The 26027-nt window shown below is 73.1% G+C and carries 19 protein-coding genes and 1 tRNA gene; 8 read left to right on the forward strand and 12 right to left on the reverse strand.

Annotated elements, in window-relative coordinates; translation table 11 throughout:
• The first annotated feature begins 50 nt into the window (after positions 1 to 50).
• Together GGG17_RS04610 and GGG17_RS04615 are read left to right on the forward strand one after the other, a co-directional pair.
• Positions 51 to 878: a glycerophosphodiester phosphodiesterase family protein gene (locus GGG17_RS04610; protein ID WP_311966418.1), complete on the forward strand. Its 828-nt coding sequence runs from the start codon at positions 51 to 53 to the stop codon at positions 876 to 878.
• Positions 875 to 2281 (forward strand): MFS transporter, encoded by a 1407-nt coding sequence (locus tag GGG17_RS04615; RefSeq protein WP_154592605.1) that lies wholly within the window; start codon positions 875 to 877, stop codon positions 2279 to 2281. Before GGG17_RS04610 ends, GGG17_RS04615 begins: the two co-directional genes overlap by 4 nt.
• On the opposite strand, the gene GGG17_RS04620 is transcribed toward GGG17_RS04615, so the two are convergent.
• Positions 2263 to 2895, reverse strand: coding sequence for a DUF8185 domain-containing protein (locus tag GGG17_RS04620; RefSeq protein ID WP_289032337.1), 633 nt, complete (start codon positions 2893 to 2895; stop codon positions 2263 to 2265). The two genes, GGG17_RS04615 and GGG17_RS04620, sit on opposite strands and share 19 nt — an antisense overlap.
• Complete coding sequence (locus GGG17_RS04625; RefSeq protein ID WP_154592606.1) at positions 2892 to 3362, reverse strand: acyl-CoA thioesterase; 471 nt, start codon at positions 3360 to 3362, stop codon at positions 2892 to 2894. Before GGG17_RS04625 ends, GGG17_RS04620 begins: the two co-directional genes overlap by 4 nt.
• 56 nt (positions 3363 to 3418) lie before the next feature.
• Between GGG17_RS04625 and GGG17_RS04630 the strand changes: the two genes are divergently transcribed.
• Positions 3419 to 5572, forward strand: coding sequence for a RecQ family ATP-dependent DNA helicase (locus GGG17_RS04630; protein WP_375804501.1), 2154 nt, complete (start codon positions 3419 to 3421; stop codon positions 5570 to 5572).
• A gap of 83 nt (positions 5573 to 5655) precedes the next feature.
• Here GGG17_RS04630 and GGG17_RS04635 read toward each other — a convergent pair whose 3' ends face one another.
• Positions 5656 to 5970: an AMIN-like domain-containing (lipo)protein gene (locus GGG17_RS04635; RefSeq protein WP_154592607.1), complete on the reverse strand. Its 315-nt coding sequence runs from the start codon at positions 5968 to 5970 to the stop codon at positions 5656 to 5658.
• A gap of 147 nt (positions 5971 to 6117) precedes the next feature.
• On the opposite strand from GGG17_RS04635, the gene GGG17_RS04640 reads away from it, so the two are divergent.
• Positions 6118 to 7077 carry an acyl-CoA thioesterase gene (locus GGG17_RS04640; RefSeq protein WP_288799387.1) on the forward strand — a complete coding sequence of 320 codons (960 nt, stop codon included), beginning with the start codon at positions 6118 to 6120 and terminating at the stop codon, positions 7075 to 7077.
• Positions 7078 to 7144: 67 nt separating this feature from the next.
• Here GGG17_RS04640 and GGG17_RS04645 read toward each other — a convergent pair whose 3' ends face one another.
• The 5 genes from GGG17_RS04645 to GGG17_RS04665 form a co-directional block, all read right to left on the reverse strand.
• The gene (locus tag GGG17_RS04645; RefSeq protein ID WP_154592608.1) at positions 7145 to 8884 is read right to left on the reverse strand and encodes a pyruvate dehydrogenase; all 1740 of its coding nucleotides are present in this window, start codon (positions 8882 to 8884) and stop codon (positions 7145 to 7147) included.
• A 171-nt stretch (positions 8885 to 9055) separates the two neighbouring features.
• On the reverse strand, positions 9056 to 10738 hold the full coding sequence (ettA, locus tag GGG17_RS04650) for an energy-dependent translational throttle protein EttA (protein WP_154592609.1): 1683 nt from the start codon (positions 10736 to 10738) through the stop codon (positions 9056 to 9058).
• A gap of 108 nt (positions 10739 to 10846) precedes the next feature.
• The gene (gene ssb, locus GGG17_RS04655; RefSeq protein ID WP_154592610.1) at positions 10847 to 11455 is read right to left on the reverse strand and encodes a single-stranded DNA-binding protein; all 609 of its coding nucleotides are present in this window, start codon (positions 11453 to 11455) and stop codon (positions 10847 to 10849) included.
• Positions 11456 to 11629: 174 nt separating this feature from the next.
• A complete protein-coding gene (locus GGG17_RS04660) occupies positions 11630 to 13282 on the reverse strand; it encodes a GTPase (protein ID WP_154592611.1) in 1653 nt (550 codons plus the stop codon).
• On the reverse strand, positions 13279 to 15033 hold the full coding sequence (locus GGG17_RS04665; protein WP_311966419.1) for a dynamin family protein: 1755 nt from the start codon (positions 15031 to 15033) through the stop codon (positions 13279 to 13281). Before GGG17_RS04665 ends, GGG17_RS04660 begins: the two co-directional genes overlap by 4 nt.
• 211 nt (positions 15034 to 15244) lie before the next feature.
• Between GGG17_RS04665 and GGG17_RS04670 the strand changes: the two genes are divergently transcribed.
• Positions 15245 to 16186: a DUF929 family protein gene (locus GGG17_RS04670; RefSeq protein WP_154592612.1), complete on the forward strand. Its 942-nt coding sequence runs from the start codon at positions 15245 to 15247 to the stop codon at positions 16184 to 16186.
• Complete coding sequence (locus GGG17_RS04675) at positions 16183 to 16623, forward strand: vitamin K epoxide reductase family protein (RefSeq protein ID WP_288798199.1); 441 nt, start codon at positions 16183 to 16185, stop codon at positions 16621 to 16623. The genes GGG17_RS04670 and GGG17_RS04675 overlap by 4 nt, the downstream gene beginning before the upstream one ends.
• 110 nt (positions 16624 to 16733) lie before the next feature.
• On the opposite strand, the gene GGG17_RS04680 is transcribed toward GGG17_RS04675, so the two are convergent.
• Positions 16734 to 18584: a bifunctional metallophosphatase/5'-nucleotidase gene (locus GGG17_RS04680; RefSeq protein WP_154592613.1), complete on the reverse strand. Its 1851-nt coding sequence runs from the start codon at positions 18582 to 18584 to the stop codon at positions 16734 to 16736.
• Positions 18585 to 18971: 387 nt separating this feature from the next.
• Here GGG17_RS04680 and GGG17_RS04685 point away from each other — a divergent pair, with 387 nt between their 5' ends.
• The gene (locus tag GGG17_RS04685) at positions 18972 to 19859 is read left to right on the forward strand and encodes an antirestriction protein ArdA (protein ID WP_195849115.1); all 888 of its coding nucleotides are present in this window, start codon (positions 18972 to 18974) and stop codon (positions 19857 to 19859) included.
• Between the two features lie 11 nt (positions 19860 to 19870).
• Here GGG17_RS04685 and GGG17_RS04690 read toward each other — a convergent pair.
• A tRNA-Arg gene (locus tag GGG17_RS04690) sits at positions 19871 to 19943 on the reverse strand.
• 70 nt (positions 19944 to 20013) lie between these two features.
• Here GGG17_RS04690 and GGG17_RS04695 point away from each other — a divergent pair.
• Positions 20014 to 20730: a 4'-phosphopantetheinyl transferase family protein gene (locus tag GGG17_RS04695; protein WP_154592615.1), complete on the forward strand. Its 717-nt coding sequence runs from the start codon at positions 20014 to 20016 to the stop codon at positions 20728 to 20730.
• Positions 20731 to 20784: 54 nt separating this feature from the next.
• Here the strand turns inward: GGG17_RS04695 and GGG17_RS04700 are convergent, their stop codons facing one another.
• Complete coding sequence (locus GGG17_RS04700; RefSeq protein WP_154592616.1) at positions 20785 to 22128, reverse strand: M1 family metallopeptidase; 1344 nt, start codon at positions 22126 to 22128, stop codon at positions 20785 to 20787.
• On the reverse strand, positions 22125 to 25994 hold the full coding sequence (locus GGG17_RS04705; protein WP_311966420.1) for a Pls/PosA family non-ribosomal peptide synthetase: 3870 nt from the start codon (positions 25992 to 25994) through the stop codon (positions 22125 to 22127). Before GGG17_RS04705 ends, GGG17_RS04700 begins: the two co-directional genes overlap by 4 nt.
• Between the last annotated feature and the right edge of the window lie 33 nt (positions 25995 to 26027).

Below are 26027 nucleotides of genomic sequence, written 5' to 3' on the forward strand. Positions count from 1 at the left end.
AGATCCGCGACCTGCGCCGGCCGGCGCGCCCCGGGCCGTAGGTTGGGGACGTGAAGGCTGCGCAGTTCCCCTACTTCGACGCTCCCCGGCCCCTGGCCCTCGCCCACCGCGGGGGCGCCGCCTACGCACCGAACCACGGGCGGGAGAACACCCTGGCGGCCTTCCGCAGCGCCTACGACCTGGGCTACCGCTACCTCGAGACCGACGTCCACGCCACCCTCGACGGCCAGGTCGTCGCCTTCCACGACGCGCGGCTGGACCGGGTGACCGACCGTCGCGGCTCGATCGCCGACCTGCCGTGGGAGTACGTCCGGCAGGCGCGCATCGCGGGCGAGCCGATCCCGCTGCTCACCGAGCTGCTCGAGGCGCTGCCCGACGCGAGGTTCAACATCGACATCAAGGCCCCCGGCGCGGTCGTCCCGACGGCCCAGGCCCTCCTGCAGGCCGGCGCGCTGCACCGCGTGTGCGTCGGCTCGTTCTCCCAGCGACGCCTGCGTCACGTGCGCGAGCTGCTCGGGCCACGCCTCGCGACGGCCGCGGGCGGCGCCGGGGTGGCCAGCCTGCGGTTCCTGCCGCGGCTCGTCACGCAGTGGCTCAGCACTCCGGCGCCGGTGCTGCAGATCCCCCGCACCTACACCCTCGCCGGCCGGTCCGTCGAGCTGGTGACGCCGGCCCTGGTCGAGGCGACTCACCGGCGCGGCAAGCACATCCACGTCTGGACCATCGACGACGCGCAGGAGATGCACGAGCTGCTGGACCTCGGGGTGGACGGCCTGGTGAGCGACGCCATCGACACCCTGCGCACCGTCCTGATCGAGCGCGGTCAGTGGCACGAGCCGCCGCCGCCCCCGGCCACCCCGGTTACCGTGGGGGCGTGATCCCCGCCGTGACCTCCACCCCGCAAGGGCCCATGGGTCCGGCATACCGGCTCGTCACAATCGTCATGATCGCCCAGGTGACCCTCGTCGCCTTCGAGTCCATGGCGGTCACGACCGCCATGCCGGCCGTCGCCGACGAGCTCGACGCGGTCCGGGCGTACGGCCTGGCGTTCTCGCTGTTCCTCTCCGCACAGCTGCTCGGCACCGTCCTGTCGGGCACCTGGACCGACCTGCGCGGCCCGCTGCCCGCCACCCTCGTGGGCCAGGCCGGTCTCGCGCTCGGCTCGCTCGTCGCGGGGCTGGCCGACAGTTTCCCCGTGCTGCTGGCGGGGCGGATGATCGCCGGCCTCGGCGGCGGCCTGCTCGTCGTCGCGCTCTACGTCATGATCGGTCGCGCGTACCCAGAGTCCTTGCGTCCCAGGGTCTTTGGCTGGGTGTCTGCCGCGTGGGTGCTGCCCGCCATCGTCGGGCCGCTGCTCGCGGCCTGGCTCACCGAGGCGCTGTCCTGGCGGTGGGTCTTTCTCGTGGTCGTGCCACCGATCCTGGTCACCACCGTCCTCACCTGGGCACGCCGGTCGCTCGTCGCCCCGCCGGGTCGCACCGGGTCCGGGCGCGAGCGCCGCAGCCACCGGCGAGCCGCCCTGGCGGGGGCGCTGGTCGCCGTGGGCGCCGGTGTCCTGCAGTGGGGCTCGCAGCACGTGGAGCCGTTCGAAGCCGCCCCAGTGGCCGTCGCGGGCGTCGGTCTGGTCCTGGTCGTCGTCGTCGCCCCGCGCCTCGTCCCGCCCGGGACCCTCCGCCTGGCGCGCGGCCTCCCGTCGGTGACCATGTCCCGGTTCCTGCTCACCGCGGCCTTCAACGGGGCGATCACCTTCATCCCCCTGATGCTCGTCAACGAGCGCGGGACGAGCGGCACCGTGGCGGGGGTCATGCTCACCCTCGGGTCTCTCGGCTGGTCCGTGGGTGCGGCGCTGCAGGGGCGTGACGCCTTCGTGCGCGACCGGTTCCGCCTGCTCGGGGCCGGTGGCGCCTCGCTCGCCGTCGGCTTGCTGGGGCTCGCCGCGATCACCGGGCTCGGGCTGTCCGCCTGGCTCGTCCCCGTCGCCGCCACCGCGATGGGCATCGGCATGGGCCTGGCCATGTCCACCATCTCCGTGCTGGGGCTCGACCTCACGCCGGTCGAGCGGCACGGCGAGGTGTCGTCCTCGCTCCAGCTCGCCGACACCCTCGGCTCCGCGCTCGGCGTCGCGCTCACGGGCTCGGTCTTTGCCGGGATGCACCGGTCAGCCGGCGCTGACGCCGGGGCCTACACGCTGATCTGGGCGCTGTGCGCGGCATCGGCCGGCCTCGTCGTCCTCGCCGGGTCCCGGGCCCGGCCGCTGGGCCGTCAGCGCGCGAGGACGTGACCGGACGGCGTCGACAGCCGCAGCCAGCGCCCGCAGCGATGGACCGTGGCCGGCTGCTCGCCGACGAAGCCGAGGACCTGCGCGGCGAAGGCCATCCCCGACGGCAGTCCCTCGACCTCGGCGGCCACCACGGGCCGCGCCCACACGGCGTGCCTCAGCCCCGCGACCGCGAGCCCCCCGGAGCCCGTGCCCGCGCCGCGCGCGACGTCGGCGATCCCCGACTGCGCCGCCTCGTGGAGCTCGGCGCCGGTCACGCGCCCGATCGGCACCCAGCCGGCACGCGGCGGGCTCTGCCCTGCCCAGGGCACCCGCACCTCGGTGGGCGGCACGGGGACCCCGGTGCCCTGGTCGTGCGCGAACCGGTCGAGCAGCGCGCCCAGCGGCACGGTGACGTCGAGGTCGGCGGGCTCGGCCAGACGCATGGTGCGCAGCCCCAGCACCAGTCCCTCTGCGGTCAGGCCGGAACCGGGCAGGACCGCGGCATACGCGGCCAGCACGGTCCCCTGCACCTGCAGGCGCATCGCACCCTCGCGGTCGGCGGCGGCCGCCCGCGCGACGTAGGTCCGTAGGTCGGAGGCGGTGCCGGCCTCGGCCAGGACGAGCGCCCCGGTCACCGGCGCCGCCTCAGCCCGACCGGGTCCCCGAGGTAGCGTCCGAGGGTCTCGCGCTGCTCGGGGGTCATCCGCCGTGGGCGGGCGTCGGCGAAGTCGTACATCACCATCGTCGACTCGGCCCGCGCATAGACCTGGTCGCCCACGCCCTCGGGGTCGCGCACGACGTAGCCCAGGTCGTAGGACGCGCCGGCCAGCCTGGACACCCACATGTCGACGGCGACCGGGGCGTGCCGGAACTCCAGCGGCCGCAGGTAGTCGATCTCGCTGCGCGCCACCAGTACTGCGCGGCCGAGCACGGGGTCGTGCTCACCGAACCACGCGCGGAAGGCCTCGACGCGCGCCTCCTCCAGGAGGCGGAGGTACTCGACGTTGTTGACGTGCCCGTAGGCGTCCATGTCGCTCCACCGGAGGGGGACGTCCACCCGGTAGACGCTCGTCGGGCGGAGGTCGCTGGGTGCGTCGGCCATGGCCCCATCATGGCGCAGCCGGGGGGTCTGTCGGGCCCGGCGTCTAGCGTGTGGGCATGACCAGCAACCAGGCCCGTATGCCGAGCGCGCCCGCCGTCGACGTGGACACCGAGTCGGTGCGCGAGGACGCCACGACGGCGCTGCGGCGCCTCGTGGGGCGCGAGGACGTCGACTTCCGCGACGGCCAGCTCGAGGCGGTGGCGGCGCTGGTGTCCGCACGGCAGCGGGTGCTCGTGGTGCAACGCACGGGGTGGGGCAAGTCGGCGGTCTACTTCGTGGCGACCGCGCTGCGGCGCGCAGCCGGGGCGGGCCCCACGATCATCGTGTCGCCGCTGCTGGCGCTCATGCGCGACCAGGTCGCCGCCGCCGAGCGCGCCGGGGTGCGGGCGGTGACGATGAACTCCGCCAATGCCGACGCCTGGGGGGAGGTCGCGGCCGCGCTGGCCGCCGACGAGGTGGACGTGCTGCTGGTGAGCCCGGAGCGGCTCAACAACCCGCGCTTCCGCGACGAGCAGCTGCCGGGCCTCGCCGCCCGCTGCGGGCTCCTGGTCGTCGACGAGGCGCACTGCGTCAGCGACTGGGGCCACGACTTCCGACCGGACTACCGACGGATCAAGGACCTGCTGGCCGAGCTGGCGAGGGACGTCCCGGTGCTGGCGACCACGGCGACCGCCAATGCCCGGGTGGTGTCGGACGTGGCCGAGCAGCTGGAGGTCGGTGGCCACGAGGTCCTGACCGTGCGCGGCTCGCTGGCCCGCGACTCGCTGCGGCTCGGTGTGCTCCGGCTGGGCTCGGCGGAGCAGCAGCTCGGGTGGCTCACCGCGCACCTCGGCGACCTGCCGGGCAGCGGGATCGTCTATGCCATGACCGTGTCGGCGGCCGAGGACGTCGCCGAGGCGCTGCGTCAGGCCGGTCACGAGGTGCGGGCCTACACCGGGCGCACCGACCCCGCCGACCGCGAGCAGCTCGAGGGCCTGCTGCGCGCCAACCAGGTCAAGGCACTGATCGCCACGAGCGCGCTCGGGATGGGCTTCGACAAGCCCGACCTCGGCTTCGTGGTGCACCTCGGCTCCCCCAGCTCGCCGGTCGCCTACTACCAGCAGGTCGGGCGTGCCGGCCGCGGGGTCGCGCGGGCCGACGTGCTGCTGCTGCCGTCGGCGTCCGACCGCGACATCTGGTCCTACTTCGCAAGCGCCTCGATGCCCCGGCCCGAGCAGGCCGACGCCGTCATCGCCGCGCTGTCCGCCTCAGCCCGCCCCCTGTCCACGGCCGCCCTCGAGACGGTGGTCGACGTGCGCCGCACCCGGCTCGAGCTGCTGCTCAAGGTCCTCGACGTCGACGGGGCGGTGCACCGGGTCCAGGGGGGCTGGACGGCCACGGGCGCGTCGTGGACCTACGACGCCGAGCGCTACGCGCGGGTGGCCGAGGCGCGCGAGCGCGAGCAGGACCTCATGCTCGCCTACCAGCGCGGCGAGGAGTGCCGCATGGCCTTCCTGCAGCGGGTGCTCGACGACCCCTCGGCCGCGCCGTGCGGGCGGTGCGACGTGTGCGCGGGCGCGTGGTACCCCGAGGGCGTCCCCGAGGGGGCCGTCGTCGAGGCCCGCACCCGGCTCGACCGCCCCGGGGTGCTCGTGGAGCCGCGGGCGCAGTGGCCGAGCGGGATGCCCCGCCTCGGCGTCGACGTCAAGGGACGCATCGGGCCGCAGGAGCAGGTGGAGCCGGGTCGTGCGCTGGCCCGGCTGACCGACCTCGGGTGGGGGCAGCGGGTGCGGACCCTGCTGGCCGGCCCGGACGGTCCGGCGGACGAGGCGCTCCTGCGGGGGTGCGTGCCGGTGCTGCGCGACTGGGACTGGGCCGAGCGACCGGTCGCCGTGACCTGGGTGCCCTCCCGCTCCCGCCCCCAGCTGGTGGAGTCGCTCGCCCGGGGACTCGCGGCGATGGGCCGCATGGTCGACCTCGGTCCGATGGACCTCGTCGACGGGGGGCCGACGGGTGACCGGGGCGGCAACAGCGCCTATCGTCTCGCCGGTGTGTGGGACCGCGTGGCCGCCGGGCCGCTGGTCCGCGACAACCTCGAGCTGTCGCCCGGTGCGGTCCTGCTCGTCGACGACCTGGTCGACTCCCGCTGGACCATGACCGTCGCCGGCCGGGCCCTGCGTGCTGCGGGGGCGACCCACGTGCTGCCCTTCGCCCTCGCCGTGGCCGGCTGACCGGCAGGGGGACGGCATACGGGCCGCGGCCGCCGCCCGGGTGAGGTCCCCGGGAGGCGGCCGCCGAGGCGAGCCAGATCAGGTCACCAGCGGTGGGCGACGTCCACCACGATCCGGTTGTGGCTGCCCGGGCCCGTGACGACAAAGATCCGGTAGGGCAGCCGCGCCCGGGTCACGATGCCCACGGCGTCCGGGCCGTCGACCTTGCCGGCATAGACCACGCCGCGGACGGTCGTGAAGCTGGTCGGGAGCGCCTCGCCGGGCTTGACCCCGACGGGCACCAGCTGGGTGCGCGATCCGACGGCGATGACCTGCGAGCCCTTTGCCCTGCCGACGTAGCCCGCGACGGCGACCGCGGCAGCGGCGGCAGCAGTGAGGCGGCGGGCGAGAGCAGGCATGGAATCCCCTTGTGTGACAACGATGTCGAAGTGGGCGAGCAGCCGATGCGGTCACGGTGGCCCCGGGGTGACGAGGACGTCTGCGGCCGCGGCGCCGCATAGTCCCGCAAGTCATCCGGTCGGCCCAGAGGGACTAGTCTTCGAGGCGTGACCCAGACACCCCAGGACCCCTTTGCCGAGCTGCTCGACATCCTCGACCTGGACCACCTCGGGACAGCGCGCATGACGGTCAGCGCCCGCACCGACGCCGGCCCCGAGTCCTTCCTCACGGAGCAGATCCTCGGTGACCCCGACCGCGAGATCTTCGAGGGCCAGAGCCAGTGGCAGCCGCACGGACGCGTCTTCGGCGGTCAGGTGCTGGCGCAGACGATCATCGCGGCGGGCCGCACCGTCGAGGTGGGAGCCGGCGAGCCCGCACGGCCGATCCACTCCCTGCACGGCTACTTCGTGCGGCCCGGTGACGTGGCCAGGCCGATCAGGTTCTCCGTGGAGCGCATGCGCGACGGTCGGTCCTTCTCCACCCGCCGGGTCCACGCCATGCAGGAGGGCCAGGTCATCCTGTCGATGACCGCGTCCTTCCAGGAGCCCGCCGGCGGGCTCAACCACCAGGACACGATGCCGCAGGCCCCCGGGCCCGAGACGCTGCCGAGCGTCGCCGACAAGTACGGCCACGTCGACCACCCGGCCGCCAAGCACCTCGCCTATGGCCGACCGATCGACCTGCGCCACGTGCGGGAGGACCTCTGGTCGCAGCCGGCCTCCGAGCAGGTGGCCCACCAGGAGCTGTGGCTGCGCGCAGTGGGCACCCTGCCCGACGACCCGCTGGTGCACGCCGCCGTCATGGCCTACGCCAGCGACTACGCCCTGCTCGAGCCGGTGATCCGCCGGCACGGGATCGCGTGGATCGACCGGCGGCTGCGGGCCGCCAGTCTCGACCACGCGATGTGGTTCCACCGACCGGCCCGCGCGGACGAGTGGATGCTCTACACGCAGTACTCCCCCAGCGCCCAGGGCGGGCGCGGCCTCGGGATGGGACGGATGTTCACGCCCGACGGCTCGCTGGCCGCCACCGTCGCCCAGGAGGGCATGCTGCGGCTCAAGGGCTGAGCCGGCCGAGCCGGGGCCCGACCGGCGCCGGGCGCCGGCCCGGCCGTCCCGACCACCTCACCGGCGGTCAGCGGGGGATGTTGCGCAGGTTGGCCCTCGCCATCTCGACCATCTTGCCGACGCCCCCGTCGAGCACGGTCTTGGTGGCGGCGGACGCGAAGCCCGTGACCTGCTCGAGGGTGATCTCCGGCGGGATCGACAGGGCGTTGGGGTCGGTCACGACGTCGACGAGCACCGGACCCGGCGTGGCGAGCGCCCGGCCGAGGCCCTCGCGGATGGCCTTGGGGTCCGTGATCCGCAGGCTCGGGATGCCGCAGCCCTGGGCGATGGCGGCGTAGTCCACGTGCGCGCGGTCGGTGCCGTAGTCCGGCAGGCCGTCCACGAGCATCTCGAGCTTGACCATGCCGAGCGTCGAGTTGTTGAACACCACGATCTTGACGTCGAGCCGGTGCTCGGCGACGGTCACCAGCTCGCCCATCAGCATCGACAGCCCCCCGTCACCCGACATCGAGATCACCTGGCGCCCGGGCTGGCTCGCCGCGGCGCCGATCGCGTGCGGCAGGGCGTTGGCCATGGTGCCGTGGTGCCAGGAGCCGAGGACGCGGCGCCGGCCGTTGGGCGTGAGGTAGCGCGCGGCCCACACGTTGCACATGCCCGTGTCGACGGTGAAGACGGCGTCGTCGGAGGCGAGGTCGTCCAGGATCGAGGCGAGGTACTCGGGATGGATCGGCACCATCGTGTCGACGTCATGGGTGTAGGCCTTGACGACCTTGTCGAGGGTCGAGGCGTGCTCCTTCAGCATCCTGTGCAGGTATCGCCCGTCCCGCTCACGCCCCAGCATCGGCAGCAGCGCGTCGATGGTCGCGTCGACGTCACCCTCCACCGCCAGGGACAGCTTGGCGCGACGCCCCAGGCGTTCGCCATACCGGTCGACCTGAACGATCACCGTGTCCTTGGGCAGGAACTGGTCGTAGGGGAAGTCGGTGCCGAGGAGCAGGACGAGGTCGGCCTGGTCCATCGCCTCGGCGCACGCGCCGTAGCCGAGCAGCCCGCTCATCCCGACGTCGTAGGGATTGTCGAACTGGATCCACTCCTTGCCGCCGAGGGCATGCCCCACCGGCGCCTGCAGAGCCTCGGCCAGCGCCATCACCTGGTCGTGGGCGCCTCGCACCCCCGCTCCGACGAAGAGCATGGGCTTCTTGGCCCGGTCGAGCAGGCGCGCGAGCTCGGTCACCACCTCGGGGTCCGGGACGTGGCGCGGTGGCCGCTCCGAGGTGTGGCCGAGGGCGGGCGCGTCGACCGCGGGCTCCTCGGCGACGTCGCCGGGCAGGACCAGGACGCAGACCCCGCTGCGGGCGATGGCGGTCTGGGTCGCGATGTGCAGGATCCGGGCGGCCTGGCGCGGGCTGTTGGCGACCTCGGCGTAGTGGCTGCACTCGGCGAACAGCTGCTCGGGGTGCGTGGCCTGGAAGAAGTAGGTGCCGATCTGCGGCGAGGGGATGTGGCTCGCGATGGCCAGGACCTTGGCGCCACCGCGGTTGGCGTCGTAGAGGCCCTGGACGAGGTGGGTGTTGCCGGGGCCGCAGGAGGCCGCACACACGGCGAGCCGTCCGGTGAGCCGTGACTCGGCGGCCGCGGCGAAGGCGGCGGCCTCCTCGTTGTGGACGGCGAAGAAGGAGATGTCACCGTCGCGACGGATCGCGTCGGTGACGGGGTTGAGGCTGTCCCCCACGAGCCCGTAGACGCGTTGCACCCCGAGGGACTTCAGGTGGGCGATCAGCTGGTCGGCGACGGTGGGCTTGGCCATGCACGAACCTCCTGCGTAGGGCGGACGGCGTCGCGGACGTGCGGCGTCGCCCCTACCCCTACCCACCGCGCCCGGCTTCATCGCCGGTGACGACCACCATCTCGTATGCCGAGAGCCGCACCCCGACCCGGGGATCCGGGGCGGGATGCGGCTCTCGGGCTACGGCGGTGGTCAGTCGCGGGTGAGCTTGCGGTAGGTCACCCGGTGCGGACGGGCGGCATCCTCGCCGAGGCGCTCGATCTTGTTCTTCTCGTAGGCCTCGAAGTTGCCCTCGAACCAGTACCACGAGGCGGGGTCGTCCTCCGTGCCCTCGTAGGCCAGGATGTGGGTCGCCACCCGGTCCAGGAACCACCGGTCGTGGCTGATGACCACGGCGCAGCCGGGGAACTCGAGCAGGGCGTTCTCGAGGGAACCGAGGGTCTCGACGTCGAGATCGTTGGTGGGCTCGTCGAGCAGCAGGAGGTTGCCGCCCTGCTTGAGGGTCAGCGCGAGGTTGAGGCGGTTGCGCTCGCCGCCGGACAGGACGCCCGCCTTCTTCTGCTGGTCCGGGCCCTTGAAGCCGAACTGCGAGACATAGGCGCGCGAGGGGATCTCGACCTTGCCGACCTGGATGTGGTCGAGCCCGTCGGACACGACCTCCCAGAGGTTCTTGCCGGGGTCGATGCCCGCGCGGCTCTGGTCGACGTAGGAGATGTCGACGGTCTCGCCGACCTTGACCGAGCCGGAGTCCGGCTCCTCCAGGCCCACGATGGTCTTGAACAGCGTGGTCTTGCCGACGCCGTTGGGGCCGATGACGCCGACGATGCCGTTACGGGGCAGGGAGAACGACAGGCCGTCGATGAGGACGCGGTCGCCGAACCCCTTCTTGAGGTCCGTGACCTCGATCACCGTGCTGCCGAGGCGCGGGCCCGGCGGGATGGTGATCTCCTCGAAGTCCAGCTTGCGGGTGCGGTCGGCCTCGGCGGCCATCTCCTCGTAGCGCTGCAGGCGGGCCTTGGACTTGGCCTGGCGACCCTTGGCGTTGGAGCGGACCCACTCGAGCTCGCTCTTGAGGCGCTTCTGGAGCTTCTGGTCCTTCTTGCCCTGGACCTCGAGTCGCTCCGCCTTCTTCTCCAGGTACGTGGAGTAGTTGCCCTCGTAGGGGTAGAGGCGGCCGCGGTCGACCTCGCAGATCCACTCGGCGACGTTGTCCAGGAAGTAGCGGTCGTGGGTGACGGCGAGCACGGCGCCGGGGTACGACGCGAGGTGCTGCTCCAGCCACAGGACGGACTCGGCGTCGAGGTGGTTGGTGGGCTCGTCGAGCAGCAGCAGGTCCGGCTTGGACAGCAGCAGCTTGCACAAGGCCACGCGGCGGCGCTCACCGCCGGAAAGGACAGTGACGTCGGCGTCGCCGGGCGGGCAGCGCAGGGCGTCCATGGCCTGCTCCAGCTGGGAGTCGAGGTCCCACGCGTCGGCGTGGTCGATGTCCTCCTGGAGCTTGCCCATCTCCTCCATGAGCGCGTCGAAGTCCGCGCCCTCCTCGGCCATCTCGGCGGAGATCGCGTTGAAGCGGTCGACCTTGGCCTTGATCTCGCCGACGCCCTCCTCGACGTTGCCGAGGACCGTCTTGTCCTCGTTGAGCGGCGGCTCCTGCAGCAGGATCCCCACGCTGTATCCCGGTGAGAGCCGGGCCTCGCCGTTGGAGGGCTGGTCCAGCCCCGCCATGATCTTGAGGATCGTGGACTTGCCGGCCCCGTTGGGGCCGACGACCCCGATCTTGGCTCCGGGGAAGAACGACATCGTCACGTCGTCGAGGATGACCTTGTCACCGACCGCCTTGCGGGCCTTGGACATGGTGTAGATGAACTCCGCCATGAGGCTCAGGCTATCGGTCGCCCACCAGGGCCGACGAATCCGTCGAGGCCGGTCGCGCGGTGCCGCGGTCGGACCGGGCACCGCGCGACCGGTGCGGCGCGGGCACCGTCAGAGGAAGGCGGGCTCGCGCTCGGTGACGACACCGTCCGCATCCACGTCGTAGTCGTCGTCGACGTCGACGTCGACGTCACCGTGGATGCCGTCGCCGCCGTGGACGACGTCACCGTGGATGCCGTCGGCGTGGGGAGCGGCTCCCGGCTCCGTCTCGGGCAGTCCGTAGGTCACCACACCGTCCGGGAGGGCGCCCCGGTCGTTCGCCGCCGCCACCTCGGGATCGGCCATGCGGTCGGACGTGGAGCTGTGGACGCCCTTGGTCACGTCGGCGAAGGCGAAGGTGAGGTCGGGGCCCACCGCGTGGGCGTCGATCTCGACGTTGGTCCCGCGACGCTCCCCCTGCTCCCAGTCGGTGACGCGCAAGCGGCCCCGCACGATGACGCGCGTGCCCTGCTTGAGCGAGGCCGCGCAGTTCTGGCCGAGCGAGCGAAAGGCCGTGACCCGGACGAAGTTGGTGTGCCCGTCGCCCCAACCGCCCTCGCGGTTGCGCTTGCGCTCCGTGCAGGCGATCCGGAAGGCGGCGAACACGTCGCCACCCTGGGTGAACCGCAGCTCGGGGTCGGCGCACAGGTTGCCGGTGACGGTGATCATGGTCTCGTGCATCAGGTGTCCTCCTGGTCGGGTCCTCCTGGTCGTGAGGACGTGACCCCAGGCTCGGACGAGCGGGGCGCGGCGGCCAGGGCCTGGGCGCGGCCTGTGGACAACGACGCGGAATGACGCGACGCCGCCGTCCCCTGTGGACGACGGCGTCGGGGGGGGCGAGACAGAGCGGGCGTGCTAGCCCTTGATCGCCTGGTCGAGCAGCTCCCGGGTGCGCGCGTGCCGGGCGAGCACCGCCTGCACCTCGCTGACCAGTCGCTCCTGCGCGACGTCGTGGATCGCCGCGTCGAAACGCCGCCCGATGCCGTCACGGCGGCGTCGGGCGCCGGCCCGCGCGACGGCCCGGCCGAGGGCGGCGAGCAGCAGCCCGAGCAGGATCCCCCCGACGAGCATCAGCAACGGGTAGGGCAGGATCCCGACCGTCGGTGGCTCGGGCACCGGCAGCTGGGCCCAGCCGAGGCCCATGAGGACCAGGAGCCAGGCGAGCCCGCCGAGCGCGACCAGGGCGAGGAGCCACTGGAGCCCGTTGAGCACGCTCCACCACACGGGGCGCCGGGCGCGCAGCGGCACCTCGAGGACCGTCTGGTCCAAGGAGTCCACCAGGTCGTTGTCCTCGGGGGCCGCCGCGCGGTGAACGGCATCGGCCCACCGGGTGGGCAGCCCCTGGGAGGCGACGTCGGCGAGGTGACGGGTCGCGAGGTCCACGGAGGCGCGGGCGGCCGGCGTGGGCGGGGGCAGCGACGACCGACCGATCGTCCGCCGGACGTCCGTCGCCTGGATGCCCAGGTCGTTGTCCTTGAGGCGCAGCCGCTTGAGCGGGTCGGGCCGCAACGCGTGGCCCCAGCGGGTGAACGGCCACCCCGTCGTCTGGGCGGCCTCCCGGCGGTAGTCCCGCTCGACCGCCTCGAGGACCACGGGCACGCCGGCCGCCCGGCCCAGGGCAGCGACCAGCTCGTCTGACGGTCCGTCGGGGATCCGGGGGTCGCTGGACCCCACCTCGGCGCGCAGCTCCTCCGCGGAGGCCCGCAGGTCTCCGGTGAGCCGTCGCTCGGCCGCCGTGCGCGACGACACGGCCGCGGCGAGGCGCTGCTGCAGCACGTCCAGCCCCAGGCCGGTGCGCGCCGACGTGGGGATCACCTCCGCCGCCGGGATCCCGTCGTCCGCGAGGATCCGGCGCAGGTCGGCGGTGCACTGCTGCACGCCCTCGGCGGACAGGCGGTCGGCGTGGTTGAGGACGACCACGGTGACCGCGTCGTGCTCGGACAGCACCTGGATGTAGTCGTCGTGCAGGCGGGCGTCGGCATACTTCTGGGGGTCGGTGACCCAGACGAAGACGTCCACGAGCTGCAGGACCCGGTCCGCCTCCGCACGGTGGGACTGGGTGCGCGAGTCGAAGTCCGGCAGGTCGAGCAGGACGAGACCGTCAAGGTCGGCGGCCCGTCCGTGGACCGGGTCCGTCGCGACGCGGTGGCGGGCCCCCACGCCCAGCCAGTCGAGCAGCGGGGTCGCGGGGTCGTCCCCCCAGACCGCGGCGCTGGCCGTGGACGTCGTGGGACGGCGAGCGCCGACCCGTGAGACGTCCTCGCCGACGAGGGCGTTGAAGGTCGAGGACTTGCCGGACCCGGTGGCGCCGGCGAGCGCCACCACGGTGTGCGTGCCGACGAGGGCCGTGCGCTCCCGGGTCTGGTTGACGATCCGGCGCGCCGGAGCCACCGCCTGCTCGCTCAGCTCGGCCCCGCCCGTCTGCAGCGCCTCGGCGAGGATCCGGGCCCGCTCGGTGGCGGGCAGCGTGGTCTCCTCGGTGGTCCGTCGTCTGAGGATGCTGGTCATCGGGCCGCCCTGATGCTCACGGCGGCCTGCGCGAGGTCGCTCGACTGGTTGCTGTCCACCGCGACGTCGTCGACGGCCTCGAGATAGCGGCGCTCCTCGTCGGCATACAACCGCTGGACCCGCTCCATGAGGTCCCGACGCGCCCTGCGGGCGAGGTCCCGGACGGCCTGGTCGCCAAAGATCGCCTCCAGGATGCGCTGCGCGAGGACCGCGGACCCCGCGGCGATGCCGCCCTCGGCGCCGGTGAGGCCGCTGGTGTGGGTGAAGACGACGAGCATGAGCACCACGGACAGGGCGTTGACGCCGTACGCGAGGACGCGGGCCGTGGTGCGCTTGTCCTGGCCCTCGTCCCGGATCATGGCGAGCAGGTCCGACTGCCAGTCGCGGACCAGCCGGTCGACGCGGTCGGGCAGCTCGACGGAGGACATCCCCAGCGCGGTGCGCTGCGCCAGCAGGACCTCGCCCCCGGGGGTGTTGCGCCACTGTCGGCGGACGTCGGAGGCGGCCCGGTCGGCCTGCGCCTGGATGAGCGAGGCGACGCCGGACTGCAGCACCTCCCCGAGCTGGTCCGCGGGCTGGGGCTGGCCCTTGACCGCGGCGGTGATCCGGTCGCGGATCCGGCCGATGCCGGACTCGATGGTGCGCAGGAACTCGCCGGTGCCGACGAACTCCTGCCAGCGGGCCAGCACCTCGCCCCGCAGGAGGGTGCCGTCGCTCACCCCCAGGTCCACGCCCTCGAGCGCGTCGTCGTAGGCGCGGTCGGCCGCTCGCCGCAGCCCCGCGGCGGCCTCCAGCTGGTCGTCGCTGGCCTCCACGAGCCCCGAGACCCGCCCCGAGAGCGAGTCGAGGGCTCCCGACAGGGTGCGGCGGACCACGGCCTGACGGGCCACCGCGTCCTCCGCCAACGTGGTCAGCCAGCGACGCAGCGGACCCACCTCGCGCTCGGGGAGCAGTCCGCCGTCCTCGAGGACGGTCTCGCGGACCGTGAAGATGGGGGCGCTGTCGAGCTGCTGCTCGGCCAGCATGCGCGCCAGGTCCTCGCGGACCTCGACCACGGCGTCGTCGGGCACCCGGTCCAGCACGATGGCGACGGAGGTCCCGCGGTCCCCGGCCTCCCTGAGCAGGTCCCACGGCACGGCGTCGGCGTAGCGCGCGGCGGTGGTGACGAAGAGCCACAGGTCCGCGGCGTTGAGCAGCTGCCGGGACAGCTCGCGGTTGGCCGCGACCACGGAGTCGATGTCGGGCGCGTCGAGCAGCGCGAGGCCCGCCGGGAGGGAGTCGGAGGTCACGAGGCGCACCGACCCCATGTCGTCGTCCGGGGTGCCCTGGCTGTCGCTGCGGCCGGTGAGCCGCCCGAAGCGGGGCAGGACCTTGGTGGTGAACCACTCGCGGTCCGCCTCGTGGTGCACGAGGACGGGAGCCCGGGTCGTGGGCCGCAGGACCCCGCTGCGAGAGACCGCCTCGCGCACGACGGAGTTGACGAGGGTGGACTTGCCCGACCCGGTCGAGCCACCGACGACGACCAGGAGCGGGGCGTCCAGCGCCGCAAGCCGCGGGAGGACGTAGTCGTCGAGCTGCGTCACCAGGCTCGTGCGGGCCGCGCGCGCCTCGGCGGTGGAGCCCAGCTCGATGGGGAACTGCGCCCGCTCGACCACGGTCTTGAGGTGTGCCACGGCGTCCGGCAGGCGGTCGTCGCCGCGGATCGCCGGGCTGTCCACCATCTCCACGAGTCCCCCAGGGTTTGCGGTCACGGGTTGCGGTCACGGATCGTCACCACGGCACGGTCTCGGCCCTGGTCGTCGCGCATATTCTGACAGGAAGCTTCCCGTTTCGTGGGGTCTTGACCCTCACGCGTGCCTCAGGATTCTCACCGGGACGGCTCGCTAGACTCCCCCGGAAGGCCGACGCGTGTCACGGACCGTGACCCGCCCGGCAGACTCACCCACCTGTGCAGGAGCCCCCGTGTCCGCCAAGAAGAACCGCGCGAGCAGCGCCAAGCAGGCCGCCCGCCAGCGCACCGCCGAGATCCGCGCCCAGCAGGAGGCGGCCGAGCGCAAGCGGCGACTGCTCCTCGCCGCCGTCACCTCCGTCGTGGTCCTCGCGATCATCGGCGCCATCGTGGCCGTGGCCGTGCTCGACAAGGACAAGCCCTCCCCGGCCGCCGCGGGCGCGGTCGCGCTGGACGCCGCCGCGCTCTCCTCCATCAACGACGTGCCGGCGTCGGCCTTCGCGGCCGCCGGCGTGAGCGACCAGATCACCAACGGCCCCAAGCGGGTCAAGGACGCGCCCGCCGCCACCCGCGACGGCAAGCCGCAGGTGCTCTACGTCGGTGCCGAGTACTGCCCCTACTGCGCCGGGCTGCGCTGGTCCACGGCGGTGGCCCTCGGCCGGTTCGGCCAGTGGACCTCCCTCACCGAGAGCAAGTCCATCCAGGAGGCCGGCCTCGACCCGCTGTCGACGGTGTCGTTCAGCCAGCAGAACCACGGTGCGGCCTACGCCAGCGAGACGCTCACCTTCAACGGCTACGAGACCACCACGTCCGAGCAGCGCAACGGCCAGTTCGTCAAGCTCGACCGGCTCGAGGGCCAGGACGACGCGACCTTCAAGAAGTACGACTTCCCGCCCTATGTCGAGGGGCAGGGCGGCTCCATCCCGTTCCTGTCGATCGGGGGCAAGACCTTCCAGTCCGGCGGCATCTTCGACGTCCGCGTGCTCGAGGGCAAGAGCACCCAGCAGATCGCGACCGCCCTCAAGGACCCGCAGGACGAGACCACCAAGCAGATCCTGTCGGGCGCCAACGTCATCACGGCCGCGATCTGCGAGCAGACCGGCAACAAGCCCGCGGACGTCTGCTCGTCGGCCCCCGTCAAGGCGGGCGCCGCCAAGATCAAGGACCACCAGTGACGAACGCGCTGCCCGGGTGGCTGCGCTCCGGCGCGCTGCTCCTGGCCGTCGTCGGTCTGCTCGCGTCGGCCTACCTGACCTACGAGCACTTCACCGCGAGCGCCACCCTCGCCTGTCCCGAGGGAGAGGTGCTCAACTGCGCCAAGGTCACCGAGAGCCGGTACGCCACCTTCCTGGGGCTGCCCGTGGCGCTGGTGGGCCTCGCCTACTTCGTCGTCGTGACCCTGCTCTGCCTCCCGGCGGCGTGGCGGCGGCCCGACCTGGACCTGCCGCGACTGGTGCTCGTCGGTGTCGGCGTCCTCATGGTCTTCTACCTCGTGTGGGCCGAGCTGTTCGGGATCGGGGCGATCTGCTTGTGGTGCACCGTGATCCACGTCGCTACGGTGCTCATGTTCATCCTGCTCGTCTTTGGCCGGGCGCTGGCGCCGCGGCGCTGATCCCTCCCCCGCACCCAGCCAGAAGGCGCGGCGCCCCGCCCCCGGTGACCCCGGGAGCGGGGCGCCTCGTCATACGGCAGGGACGACGAGAACGACCTGCCCGTGCATCGTCAGCGCAGGACGATGCGGTCCAGCGGGCCCGGGGTGTAGGGCGAGCTCGCGGCGAGGTAGGCCGCGAAGCCCTCGATGTCCAGGCCGCCGATGAGCTTGCCGGTCGCCTCCTTGAAGGCCGGGAAGCCGTCGCCACCGTCCGAGAGGAAGTTGTTGGTCACGACGCGGTAGGTCCTGCTCGCGTCGTTGGCCACCGGCACGCCGCCGAGCGTGACATTGCTGATCGCCCCGGCCGCGGTGCGCTCGTAGCGGAAGCCCTTGCTGACCTGCAGCACCTTGGGGAAGGCAGCGTTGGAGCCCGTGAACTGCTGCCCCAGCAGGGTGTAGATCTGCGCGCCCGTCATGTCCATGGAGACCAGGTAGTTGTTGAACGGCTGGACCTGGAAGGCCTCCTCGTAGGTCACCACGCCGTCGCCCTCGGCGCCGGACGCCTTGTAGGTGAGGTCGGTGCGGATGCCGCCGGGGTTCATGAAGGCGACGACCGGCTTGACGCCGTTGCTGACCACCGACGGGTCAGCGAGCTGGGCGTCGGCGATGAGGTCGCCGAGGGCCGACTCCCCCGCGGGGCTCTGCACGCGGGTGACGTCGGTCGTGATGCGGCCGAGGACCTTGCCGGCGATCGGCCTGACCAGCTCCTTGTACGTCGCGATCAGGGAGGTGACCGCGGCGTCCGGCGCGACCGTGCGGGTGACGATGCGGTTGTCGACCCGCACCGAGCTGCGCACGATGTCGCGGGACCTCGTGTCGTACTTCATGCGAGCGTCCGTCACGAGCCTGCCGAAGGACAGCGCCGAGGTCACGTAGCGCGACTGTCCGGCCGGGTCGGGCACGTCGCAGACATAGGACTGGTGCGTGTGCCCCGTCATGACCAGGTCGAACTTGGGCGAGAGGTTGCGCGCGATGGGCAGGATGTCGCTGTTGGGGTCCAGCTCGCCACCCTTGCCGCACACCACGTCGAAGGCCGGGTTGACGGGGTAGGTCTTGCCGTCGGGCGCCGTCCACTGCTCCTGCTTGAGCGAGCCGCCCTGGTGCACCATCGCCACGATCGCCTTGACGCCCTTGCGCTGCAGCTCGCGGGCAGCGGCATTCATCGTGGAGACCTCGTCGCGGAAGTCGAGCCCGGCCACGCCGGCCTGGGTCACGATGTTGGGGGTGTCCTTGAGCACGGCGCCGACGAAGCCGACCTTGACGCCGTCGACCTCCTTGATCGTGTAAGCCGGCAGGACCGTGCGGTTGGTGCCCTTGTAGAACACGTTGGCGGCGACCATCGGGTAGCTCGCGCCCTGGAACTCGCCTGCGGCGCAGGAGTTCTGGTTGTCCTTGCCGTCGCCGTCGTCGAGGCAGCCGCCCCCCACGAGGCGCAGCATCTCGCGGTAGCCCTCGTCGAACTCGTGGTTGCCGATGGTCCCCACGCCGACGCCCATGAGGTTGAGGGCCTCGATGGTCGGCTCGTCGTGGAACGCGGCGGACAGCAGCGGGGAGGCGCCGACCTGGTCGCCGATAGCGGCCGTGATCGTGCGGGTCTGCCCCTGGCGCAGGGTCGTGAGGTGGGTGGCGAGGTATGCCGCCCCGCCGGCGTCGACGGTGACGTCGACCGGCTTGCCGGTGGTGGGGTCGAGGCGGTGGTCCACGACGACCCGGCCGCTGGAGCCCGACGGGCCCTCGAGGTTGCCGTGGAGGTCGTTGAAGCCGAGGATCTGCAGGTCGACCAGCTTGTCCTTGCCGGGCTTCCTGCCCTTGGCGTCGGCGCCGCCCTGGTCGGCGGGCGCCGCGGCGGCGGTGGTGGCGGAGGCGGCCAGCACCAGCCCCGCGAGGACGGCGGCGGCACGCGTGGTGCGCACTCGAGACATGTCACTCCCAGTGGATGGCACGCCCTCGTCGTCGGGAGCGTGCGGGTGGTCCGGCCCCTGGGGGTGGGGCCGGCGAGATGAACGCTAGCCTCGGCCTCCGACAGACCGTCAAGACCACCTGCGCGTGACACGGGGGCGTCGCGGGGGTGAACAGGCCCGGACCCTCGCGGGTGCTGCGCCACGACCGGTCACCGAGCGTCACCCGGGCGATCCGACCGGGCGGTCATCGTCGGACAAAAGCCCCCCGTTTCGGCAGGTGCCAGGACCCTGTCGGTGCGGACACCTACGGTCGTTGACGGACCAGGGAGCAGGGGCCGAACGGCGCCCTGCTCTACAGGCGCGAGACCAGCGCCGCCAGCCAGACCAGCGAGACAGATGGAGGCGAGCATGTCGGGCACCCCCCTCAGCGACAGCTACCGACACCGCCCGCCATCGCTTCCCGCGGACGTGGCCGAGCTCGGCTGGATGCGCGAGCACCGCCGCACGGGCGCCTGGACCGACGCTGCGCTGGCGTCCGACCTGGCCGCCCACGGTCGTGTGGGCGCCGCGCTCTGCCACGTGATCGGGGAGCACCTCGAGCCGGAGGCCGAGTCCCCGCTGGGCGAGTTCGTGATCTACGACATCCTCGACCCGCACGCCGTCCTCGACCAGCTCCCCACCCTGCGCCCCTGCGGCCACGCCGCCTGGATCGAGGCGCTGCGCGCCTTCTGCGCCACGGCGATCCGGGTCGGCTGGGGCGGGCGCGAGGCCGAGCTCCAGCCCCGCCCCATGCTCTACGTCGCCCGGTCGGCGTGCAGCGTCGGCGACTGGATCGACATGACGCGCCCCGAGCGGCAGGTCGAGCAGGCTCTCGGCTCGCTGCCCGGCGACCCGACGGACACGGACTGGCAGGTCCACGGCCGGATGGGCTTCCACCACGTCTATCCGATGGCGCAGCCCGAGCTGTGGACCATGAACGCCGTCGCCCAAGGGATCGACCGGCACGGCGAGGCGTACGCCGCCTACGCCGAGATGACCTTCCAGCAGGGCATGTCCGAGCACGACTTCGAGGCCCGCTACCGCGGGCATGTGAGCACGCTGGAGGAGTTCGTCTTCGACCAGGCCGAGTCCCGCGGCTGGCTCGCGGCCCTGGCGGCCCTCAACCGGGTCGGCGGTCTCGCCGGAGCGCTCTCGCTGGACATGGCGGTGCTGACGCGCCAGGTCTTCTCCTCGGGCTACTCCTACGAGCCCGGGGCCGACGGCTACCACATCTTTGGACCGCCGGACCTGTCCTGACGCTCCTGCGGCGCCCCCAGCAGGACTCGAACCTGCAACCGTCGGATTAGAAGGCCGATGCTCTATCCGTTGAGCTATGGGGGCCGGCCAGCCAGTCTAGTGGCCGGTCGCGCCGCTGCCTGCACCTCGTGACCTGCGGTGGGACGATGTCGCCATGATCACCGGGGACGTCGAGGTCCACCTGGCCCACGTGGTCGACACACCCGCGCTGCGCGGGCTGCTCGACGACGACGAGCTGCGACGGCTGGACGGCCTGCACCGGCCCGCCGACCGGGCCCGGCTGGTCGCCTCGCACGCCCTCCTGCGCCTCGCGCTGGCCGCTCGCTGCGGCCTCGACGCGCTCGACGTCGTGCTCGAACGTCGTTGCCCCACCTGCGGGTCCGCCGAGCACGGCAAGGTGGCGGCGCCGGACCTGGACCAGCACGTCAGCCTCGGTCACGCCGGCGACCTCGTCGTGGTGGCGCTGTCCCCCTCCGCGCCGGTGGGCGTCGACGTCGAGGTCGAGTCCGCTTGCGGCTTCGAGGGATTCGCCGCCGTGTCGCTGCACCCGGTCGAGGTCGAGGAGCTCGCCGAGGTGCCCGAGCGCGACGCCGACTGGGCGCGGGCGACCTGGTGGGTGCGCAAGGAGGCCACCCTCAAGGCCACCGGCCACGGCATGACCATCGACCCCACGACCGTCCGCGTGACGCCCCCCACCGAGGAGCCGGCCCTGCTCGCCTGGCCCGAGTCCCCCTCGCCCGCGGTGCATCTCGCGGACCTGCGGGTGGCAGGCTCGTATGCCGCGGCCGTAGCCCTGCACGACGTCGACGACCGGGTCGCCGCCATCGACGTCACCCAACTCGACGGCGACGAGCTCCTGCGCGTCGACTAGCTCCTCGGCCCCCGGACGCGCCGCGCGTGCACACCTGGCCAGGGCAGAGCGGGCTCAGCGGCGGGGCAGCTCGGGCAGGGTCGGCTGCTCGAGCCAGGCCTTGAGCAGCGATCGGGCGGTCGCTCCGCCATACCGCTCGGCGTGGGCCACGAACATGTCGGTGGTGACCACGGAGTGCAGGTGCTCGGCCACCCATGACTGGATCAGCTCACCGAACACCTTGTCCCCCACCGTGATCCGCAGCGCGTGCAGAGTGAGGGCGCCGCGCTTGTAGACGCGGTCGTCGAACATGTCGGGCGCACCGGGGTCGGCGAGTACCAGGTCCTGCGGGCGGCGCTTGACCGAGGCGTGCCATCGACGGGCCTGGGCGTCGGTGGACTGACCGCCCCCGTGCGGCGCCCACAGCCACTCGGCATAGCAGGCGAAGCCCTCGTTGAGCCAGATGTGCTGCCAGGTCGCGACACCCACGGCGTTGCCGAACCACTGGTGGGCGAGCTCATGCGCGACGAGCCGCTCGTCGGACCGACGCCCGGTGCAGTGGTTGGCGCCGAACGTCGAGAAGCCCTGCGACTCCAGCGGGATCTCGAGCGGGTCGGCCGTCACGACGACGTCGTAGGCCGGGAAGGGGTAGGGCCCGAACAGCTCGGTGAAGACCGCCATCATCTGTGGCTGCCGGCCGAAGTCGTGCAGGGCCTGGGCCTGCAGCCGGCGCGGCACGTACACCGTCTGCGGGATGTCGGGGGCGTCGGCGATGCGCACCGAGGTGTAGGCACCGATCTGCAGGCTGGCGAGGTAGGGCGCCATGGGCTCGCGCTGCTCGTAGGACCAGGTGGTCCGCGAGCCCCGCACGACCCGCTGCACCAGCACACCGTTGGTGACGACGGTGTATGGCGAGTCGCACGTCACCGTCGTCGCGTAGGTCGAGGTGATGCCGGGGTGGTCGTTGCAGGGGAACCAGGTCGGCGCCCCGTCGGGCTGCCCGGCGACGAGCACGCCCTCGGTGAGCTCCTCCCACCCGACCTCGCCCCAGGGGCCGCGGCTGGGGCGGGGGTTGCCCGACCACTGCACCTCGACCACGGGGGCCGCACCGGCGGCGACCTGCGCGGGGAGCGTGACGGTCAGCCGACCGCCGCGGTGGGCGTAGCGGACGCGCTTGCCGTCGACCAGCACCTTGGCCACGGCGAGCGGGGCGGCGAGGTCCAGGGCCAGCCGGTCGATGCGGCGGGTGGGCCGCACGTGGATGCGCGCCCGACCGGCCAGGCGGTTGCTCGCCACCCGGTAGTCCAGCTCCAGGTCGTAGTGGGCGACGGTGTAGCTCGTGTCGCCGTGCGCCGGGACGTAGGGGTCGGGCTCGATCCCGACGGCGGTGCGGGGTCTCGGCAGTGCCGGGGGCCTCATGCCGACCCCGTCCAGGGCGCGACCGGGTTGCCGATCCAGCGGGTGCCGGCGGGCACCTGCTCCCCGCGCAGCACGAGGGACGCGGGCCCGACGGTCGTGGCCTCCCCGAGCCCGGCCGCCGGCAGGATCACGCCGTGCGGGCCCATCGTGGCGCCGGCCTCGAGGGTGACGGTGTCCATCTGCATGATCCGATCATGGAAGAGGTGGGTCTGCAGGACACATCCGCGGTTGACGCTCACCCCGTCTCGCAGAGTGACCAGGTCGGCCTCGGGCAGCCAGTAGCTCTCGCACCAGACGCCGTGCCCGATCCGGGCCCCCAGGGCGCGCAGCCAGACGTTGAGGACCGGTGTGCCGGTGGCCGCCCACGCGAGCCACGGCGCCGCCACCATCTCGACGAACGTGTCGACGACCTCGTTGCGCCACACGAAGGTGCTCCACAGGGGGTGCTCCACGACGCGGAGCCGGCCGACCAGCAGCCATTTGACCGCCACGGTGATCGCACCGGCCAGCACCCCGGTGAGCAGCAGGACGACACCCGCGAGCAGGGCCGCCACCCACCACCCGGCCTGCGCCCACAGCAGCTCCAGGGCGGCGACCACGAGCACCGCGAGGGCCACGGTGCACATGACGGGGACCACGCGGCACAGCTCCACCAGGGCGCGGGCGACCTTGAGGCGCCGCGTGGGGTGGTAGGTCCGCGACAGGTCGTGGTCGGTGGCCTGCCGCTGCAGGCGCACCGGCGGGCTCCCCAGCCACGACGAGCCCGACTTGGACTTGGCGGGAGCGGCGGAGAGGACGGCGACCAGGCCGTTCTTGGGGACGCTGCGCCCCGGCGCGGCCATGCCCGAGTTGCCGAGGAAGGCCCGCTTGCCGACCTTGGCCCGCTCGATGTGCACCCAGCCGCCGCCGAGCTCGTAGGACGCGATCATCGTGTCGTCGGCCAGGAAGGCGCCCTCCCCCACCCGGGTCATCGCGGGCAGCAGCAGGACGGTGGAGGCCTCGACGTTCTTGCCGACGCGGGCACCCAGCAGCCGCAGCCACACCGGGGTGAACAGGCTGGCGTAGATGGGGAACAGCTGGGTGCGCGCGCTGTCGAGGAGGCGCTCGGTGGCCCACACCTGCCAGCCGATGCGGGACCGGACGGGGTGGTAGCCCGGCCGCAGACCGAGCCCGAGCAGCCGCACGCAGACCAGCGTCAGCAGCATGAGGGCGAGCATCGCGACCACGGTGGCCGGTGGCGTCCACACGAGGGCCCGCACCAGGGCCTCGGACAGCGTCGGCGCGTCGTGGACGGCCCAAAGCACCAGCGCGGCGGCCGGCACGACGGCGAGGGTGGGGACGAGGCCGAGCAGGACCGAGCTCACGGCATACGCCGTCAGCCAGGCACGCGACTGGGCCGGGCGCTCGGTGGGCCAGGTCGGGCGCGCCCGGCCGACCTTGGTGGCGGGCGAGCCCGCCCACAGCTCGCCGTCGGGCACGACCCCGGTGACATAGGACCCGGGCAGCACCTCCGCGTCGCGGCCCACGACCGCGCCGGGCCCGAGGGTGGAACGGCCTCCGACGACCGCGCCAGGGCGCACCGTGACCTGCCCGACGTGCAGGACGTCACCGTCGAGCCAGTGCCCGGCGAGATCGACCTCGGGCTCGATCGAGGCACCGCGACCGAGCGACAGGAGGCCGGTGATGGGAGGCAGGGTGTGCAGGTCGGCGTCGCGGCCGATCTTGGCGCCGAGGGCGCGGGCGTAGTAGACGATCCACGGCGCGCCGGCCATGGTCACCGCCCCGACGGCCTCGGCCAGCCGCTCGGCGGCCCACAGGCGCAGGTGCACCGAGCCGCCGCGGGGGTAGCTGCCGGGGCGGACTCCGCGCAGGAGCAGGCGGGCCCCGACGACCGTGATGCCCATCCGCCCGACAGGCGTCAGCAGCAGGAACCAGCCGAGCAGGATCGCCCACCACGGGGCGGCGGGCGCCCAGGGGATGTCCCAGACCAGGGCGGCGACGGAGTTGGCGGCGGCGACCCCCACCAGCCACTGCAGCCCCGTGACCGTCGACAGGGGTATGCCGAGAAGCAGCTGCACGAGCTGGGCCCGCTGGGGCACGGGGGTCACGGTGCGCGGTGGGGTGTCGTCGGCGCGCAGGCGCGCCGCCATGACGTCGAGGTAGGACGCCTGGTCCGCGAGGCGCGGGTGGGCGTAGGCGTCGGCGACCGTCATCTCGGGGTGGGTCGCGCGCAGGACCGAGACCAGCTGCGCGGTGGTGAGGCTGGACCCGCCGAGGCCGAAGAAGTCGTCGTCGGGGCTGGTCACGGGTGAGCCGAGCACCGAGGACCACTGCTCGGCGAGCCAGGCCGTGGTGCCGGTCAGCTCGCTCGTGCCGCCCGGAGCGCTCGGCGCGAGGTCGGGCAGCGGCCAGGGCAGGGCGTCCCGGTCGACCTTGCCGGAGGTCTTGGTGGGGAGGGTGTCGACGACGGCGATGAGGGGCACCAGCGCGGCGGGCAGGACGCTCGCGAGCTCGCTGCGGGCCTGGGCGCGCTCGAAGCCGTCGGGGTCGTTCGGCACGACGTAGCCGACGAGGATCTGGTTGCCCGCGTCGGTGGTGCGGACCGCGGCGGCGGCGCCGGCCACCTCGGGCAGCGCCTGCAGCGCCGCGTCGACCTCGCCGAGCTCGATGCGGCGGCCCCCGAGCTTGACCTGTTCGTCGGCGCGCCCCATGAAGATCAGGCCGTCGGGCTCGTAGCGGACGAGGTCGCCCGAGCGGTAGGCGCGGTCCCAGCCGAGCAGGGGCAGGGGGGCGTACTTCTCGGCGTCCTTGGCCGGGTCGAGGTAGCGGGCCAGGCCGACGCCGCCGATGATCAGCTCGCCGACCTCGCCCTCGGCGACCAGCTCGCCGTCCCTGACGATCGCGAGCTGCCAGCCGTCGAGGGGCAGGCCGATCGAGACGGCACCCTCGCCGGTCATCCGCGCACCGCACGCGACGACCGTGGCCTCGGTGGGACCGTAGGTGTTCCACACCTCACGGCCGGGGCGCACCAGCCGCTCGGCCAGCTCGGGCGGGCACGCCTCGCCGCCGAAGATGAGCAGCCGCACGGCGTCCAGGCTCTCGGCGGGCCACAGCGCCGCGAGCGTCGGGACCGTCGAGACGATGGTGATCCCGCGCTCGACGAGCCAGGGGCCGAGGTCCATGCCCGTGCGGACGAGGGCACGCGGTGCGGGCACGAGGCAGGCGCCGTGGCCCCACGCGAGCCACATCTCCTCGCAGCTGGCGTCGAAGGCGACGGACAGGCCGGCGAGGACCCGGTCGCCCGGGCCCTGGGGTGCGTCCTGGAGGAACATGCGTCCCTCCGCGTCGACGAAGGCCGCCGCGCTGCGGTGGGTCACCGCCACGCCCTTGGGGGTGCCGGTGGACCCGGAGGTGAAGATCACCCACGCGTCGTCGTCCGGCGTGGGACGTCCGCGCTGGTCGGCGGGCCGGTCGGCCTCGAGGTCGAGCAGCTGCAGCCGCAGGCCCGCGCCGACCACCGCGACCGCCCCCGCCTCGGAGAAGACGAGCTCGGCCCGCTCGATCGGGTCGTCGGCGTCGACCGGGACGTAGGCCGCCCCGGCGAGCAGGATCGCCACGATCGCGACGTAGAGGTCGCAGGTGCCCGACGGGATGCGCACCCCGACCTTGTCGCCGCGGCGCACTCCCTCGTCGCGCAGCTGGTCGGCGAGCCGGGAGGCGGCGGTGCGCAGCTCGGCATACGACAGGACCGTCGTGCCGTCGTCCAGGGCCGGTGCGTCGGGGTGGTCCCGGACGACCTCGTCGAAGAGGTCGACCAGGGTGCGCTCGGGCGGCGTGCTGCCGCCGCTCAGCTGTGCCGTTGCCACGTATGACGTCCCTGCTCTGCTCCCTGACCGCGA

It is taken from the genome of Arsenicicoccus cauae, from assembly GCF_009707125.1.
GTDB lineage: Bacteria > Actinomycetota > Actinomycetes > Actinomycetales > Dermatophilaceae > Arsenicicoccus > Arsenicicoccus cauae.

Bases quoted from the DNA above. Each gene is read 5' to 3' on its own strand.
- ettA (WP_154592609.1), bottom strand. From the start codon at position 10,738: ATGGCGGAGTTCATCTACACCATGTCCAAGGCCCGCAAGGCGGTCGGT.
- GGG17_RS04660 (WP_154592611.1), bottom strand. From the start codon at position 13,282: ATGACCAGCATCCTCAGACGACGGACCACCGAGGAGACCACGCTGCCC.
- ssb (WP_154592610.1), bottom strand. From the start codon at position 11,455: ATGCACGAGACCATGATCACCGTCACCGGCAACCTGTGCGCCGACCCC.
- GGG17_RS04680 (WP_154592613.1), bottom strand. From the start codon at position 18,584: ATGTCTCGAGTGCGCACCACGCGTGCCGCCGCCGTCCTCGCGGGGCTG.
- GGG17_RS04695 (WP_154592615.1), top strand. From the start codon at position 20,014: ATGATCACCGGGGACGTCGAGGTCCACCTGGCCCACGTGGTCGACACA.
- GGG17_RS04700 (WP_154592616.1), bottom strand. From the start codon at position 22,128: ATGAGGCCCCCGGCACTGCCGAGACCCCGCACCGCCGTCGGGATCGAG.
- GGG17_RS04630 (WP_375804501.1), top strand. From the start codon at position 3,419: ATGACCAGCAACCAGGCCCGTATGCCGAGCGCGCCCGCCGTCGACGTG.
- GGG17_RS04645 (WP_154592608.1), bottom strand. From the start codon at position 8,884: ATGGCCAAGCCCACCGTCGCCGACCAGCTGATCGCCCACCTGAAGTCC.
- GGG17_RS04685 (WP_195849115.1), top strand. From the start codon at position 18,972: ATGTCGGGCACCCCCCTCAGCGACAGCTACCGACACCGCCCGCCATCG.
- GGG17_RS04635 (WP_154592607.1), bottom strand. From the start codon at position 5,970: ATGCCTGCTCTCGCCCGCCGCCTCACTGCTGCCGCCGCTGCCGCGGTC.
- GGG17_RS04625 (WP_154592606.1), bottom strand. From the start codon at position 3,362: ATGGCCGACGCACCCAGCGACCTCCGCCCGACGAGCGTCTACCGGGTG.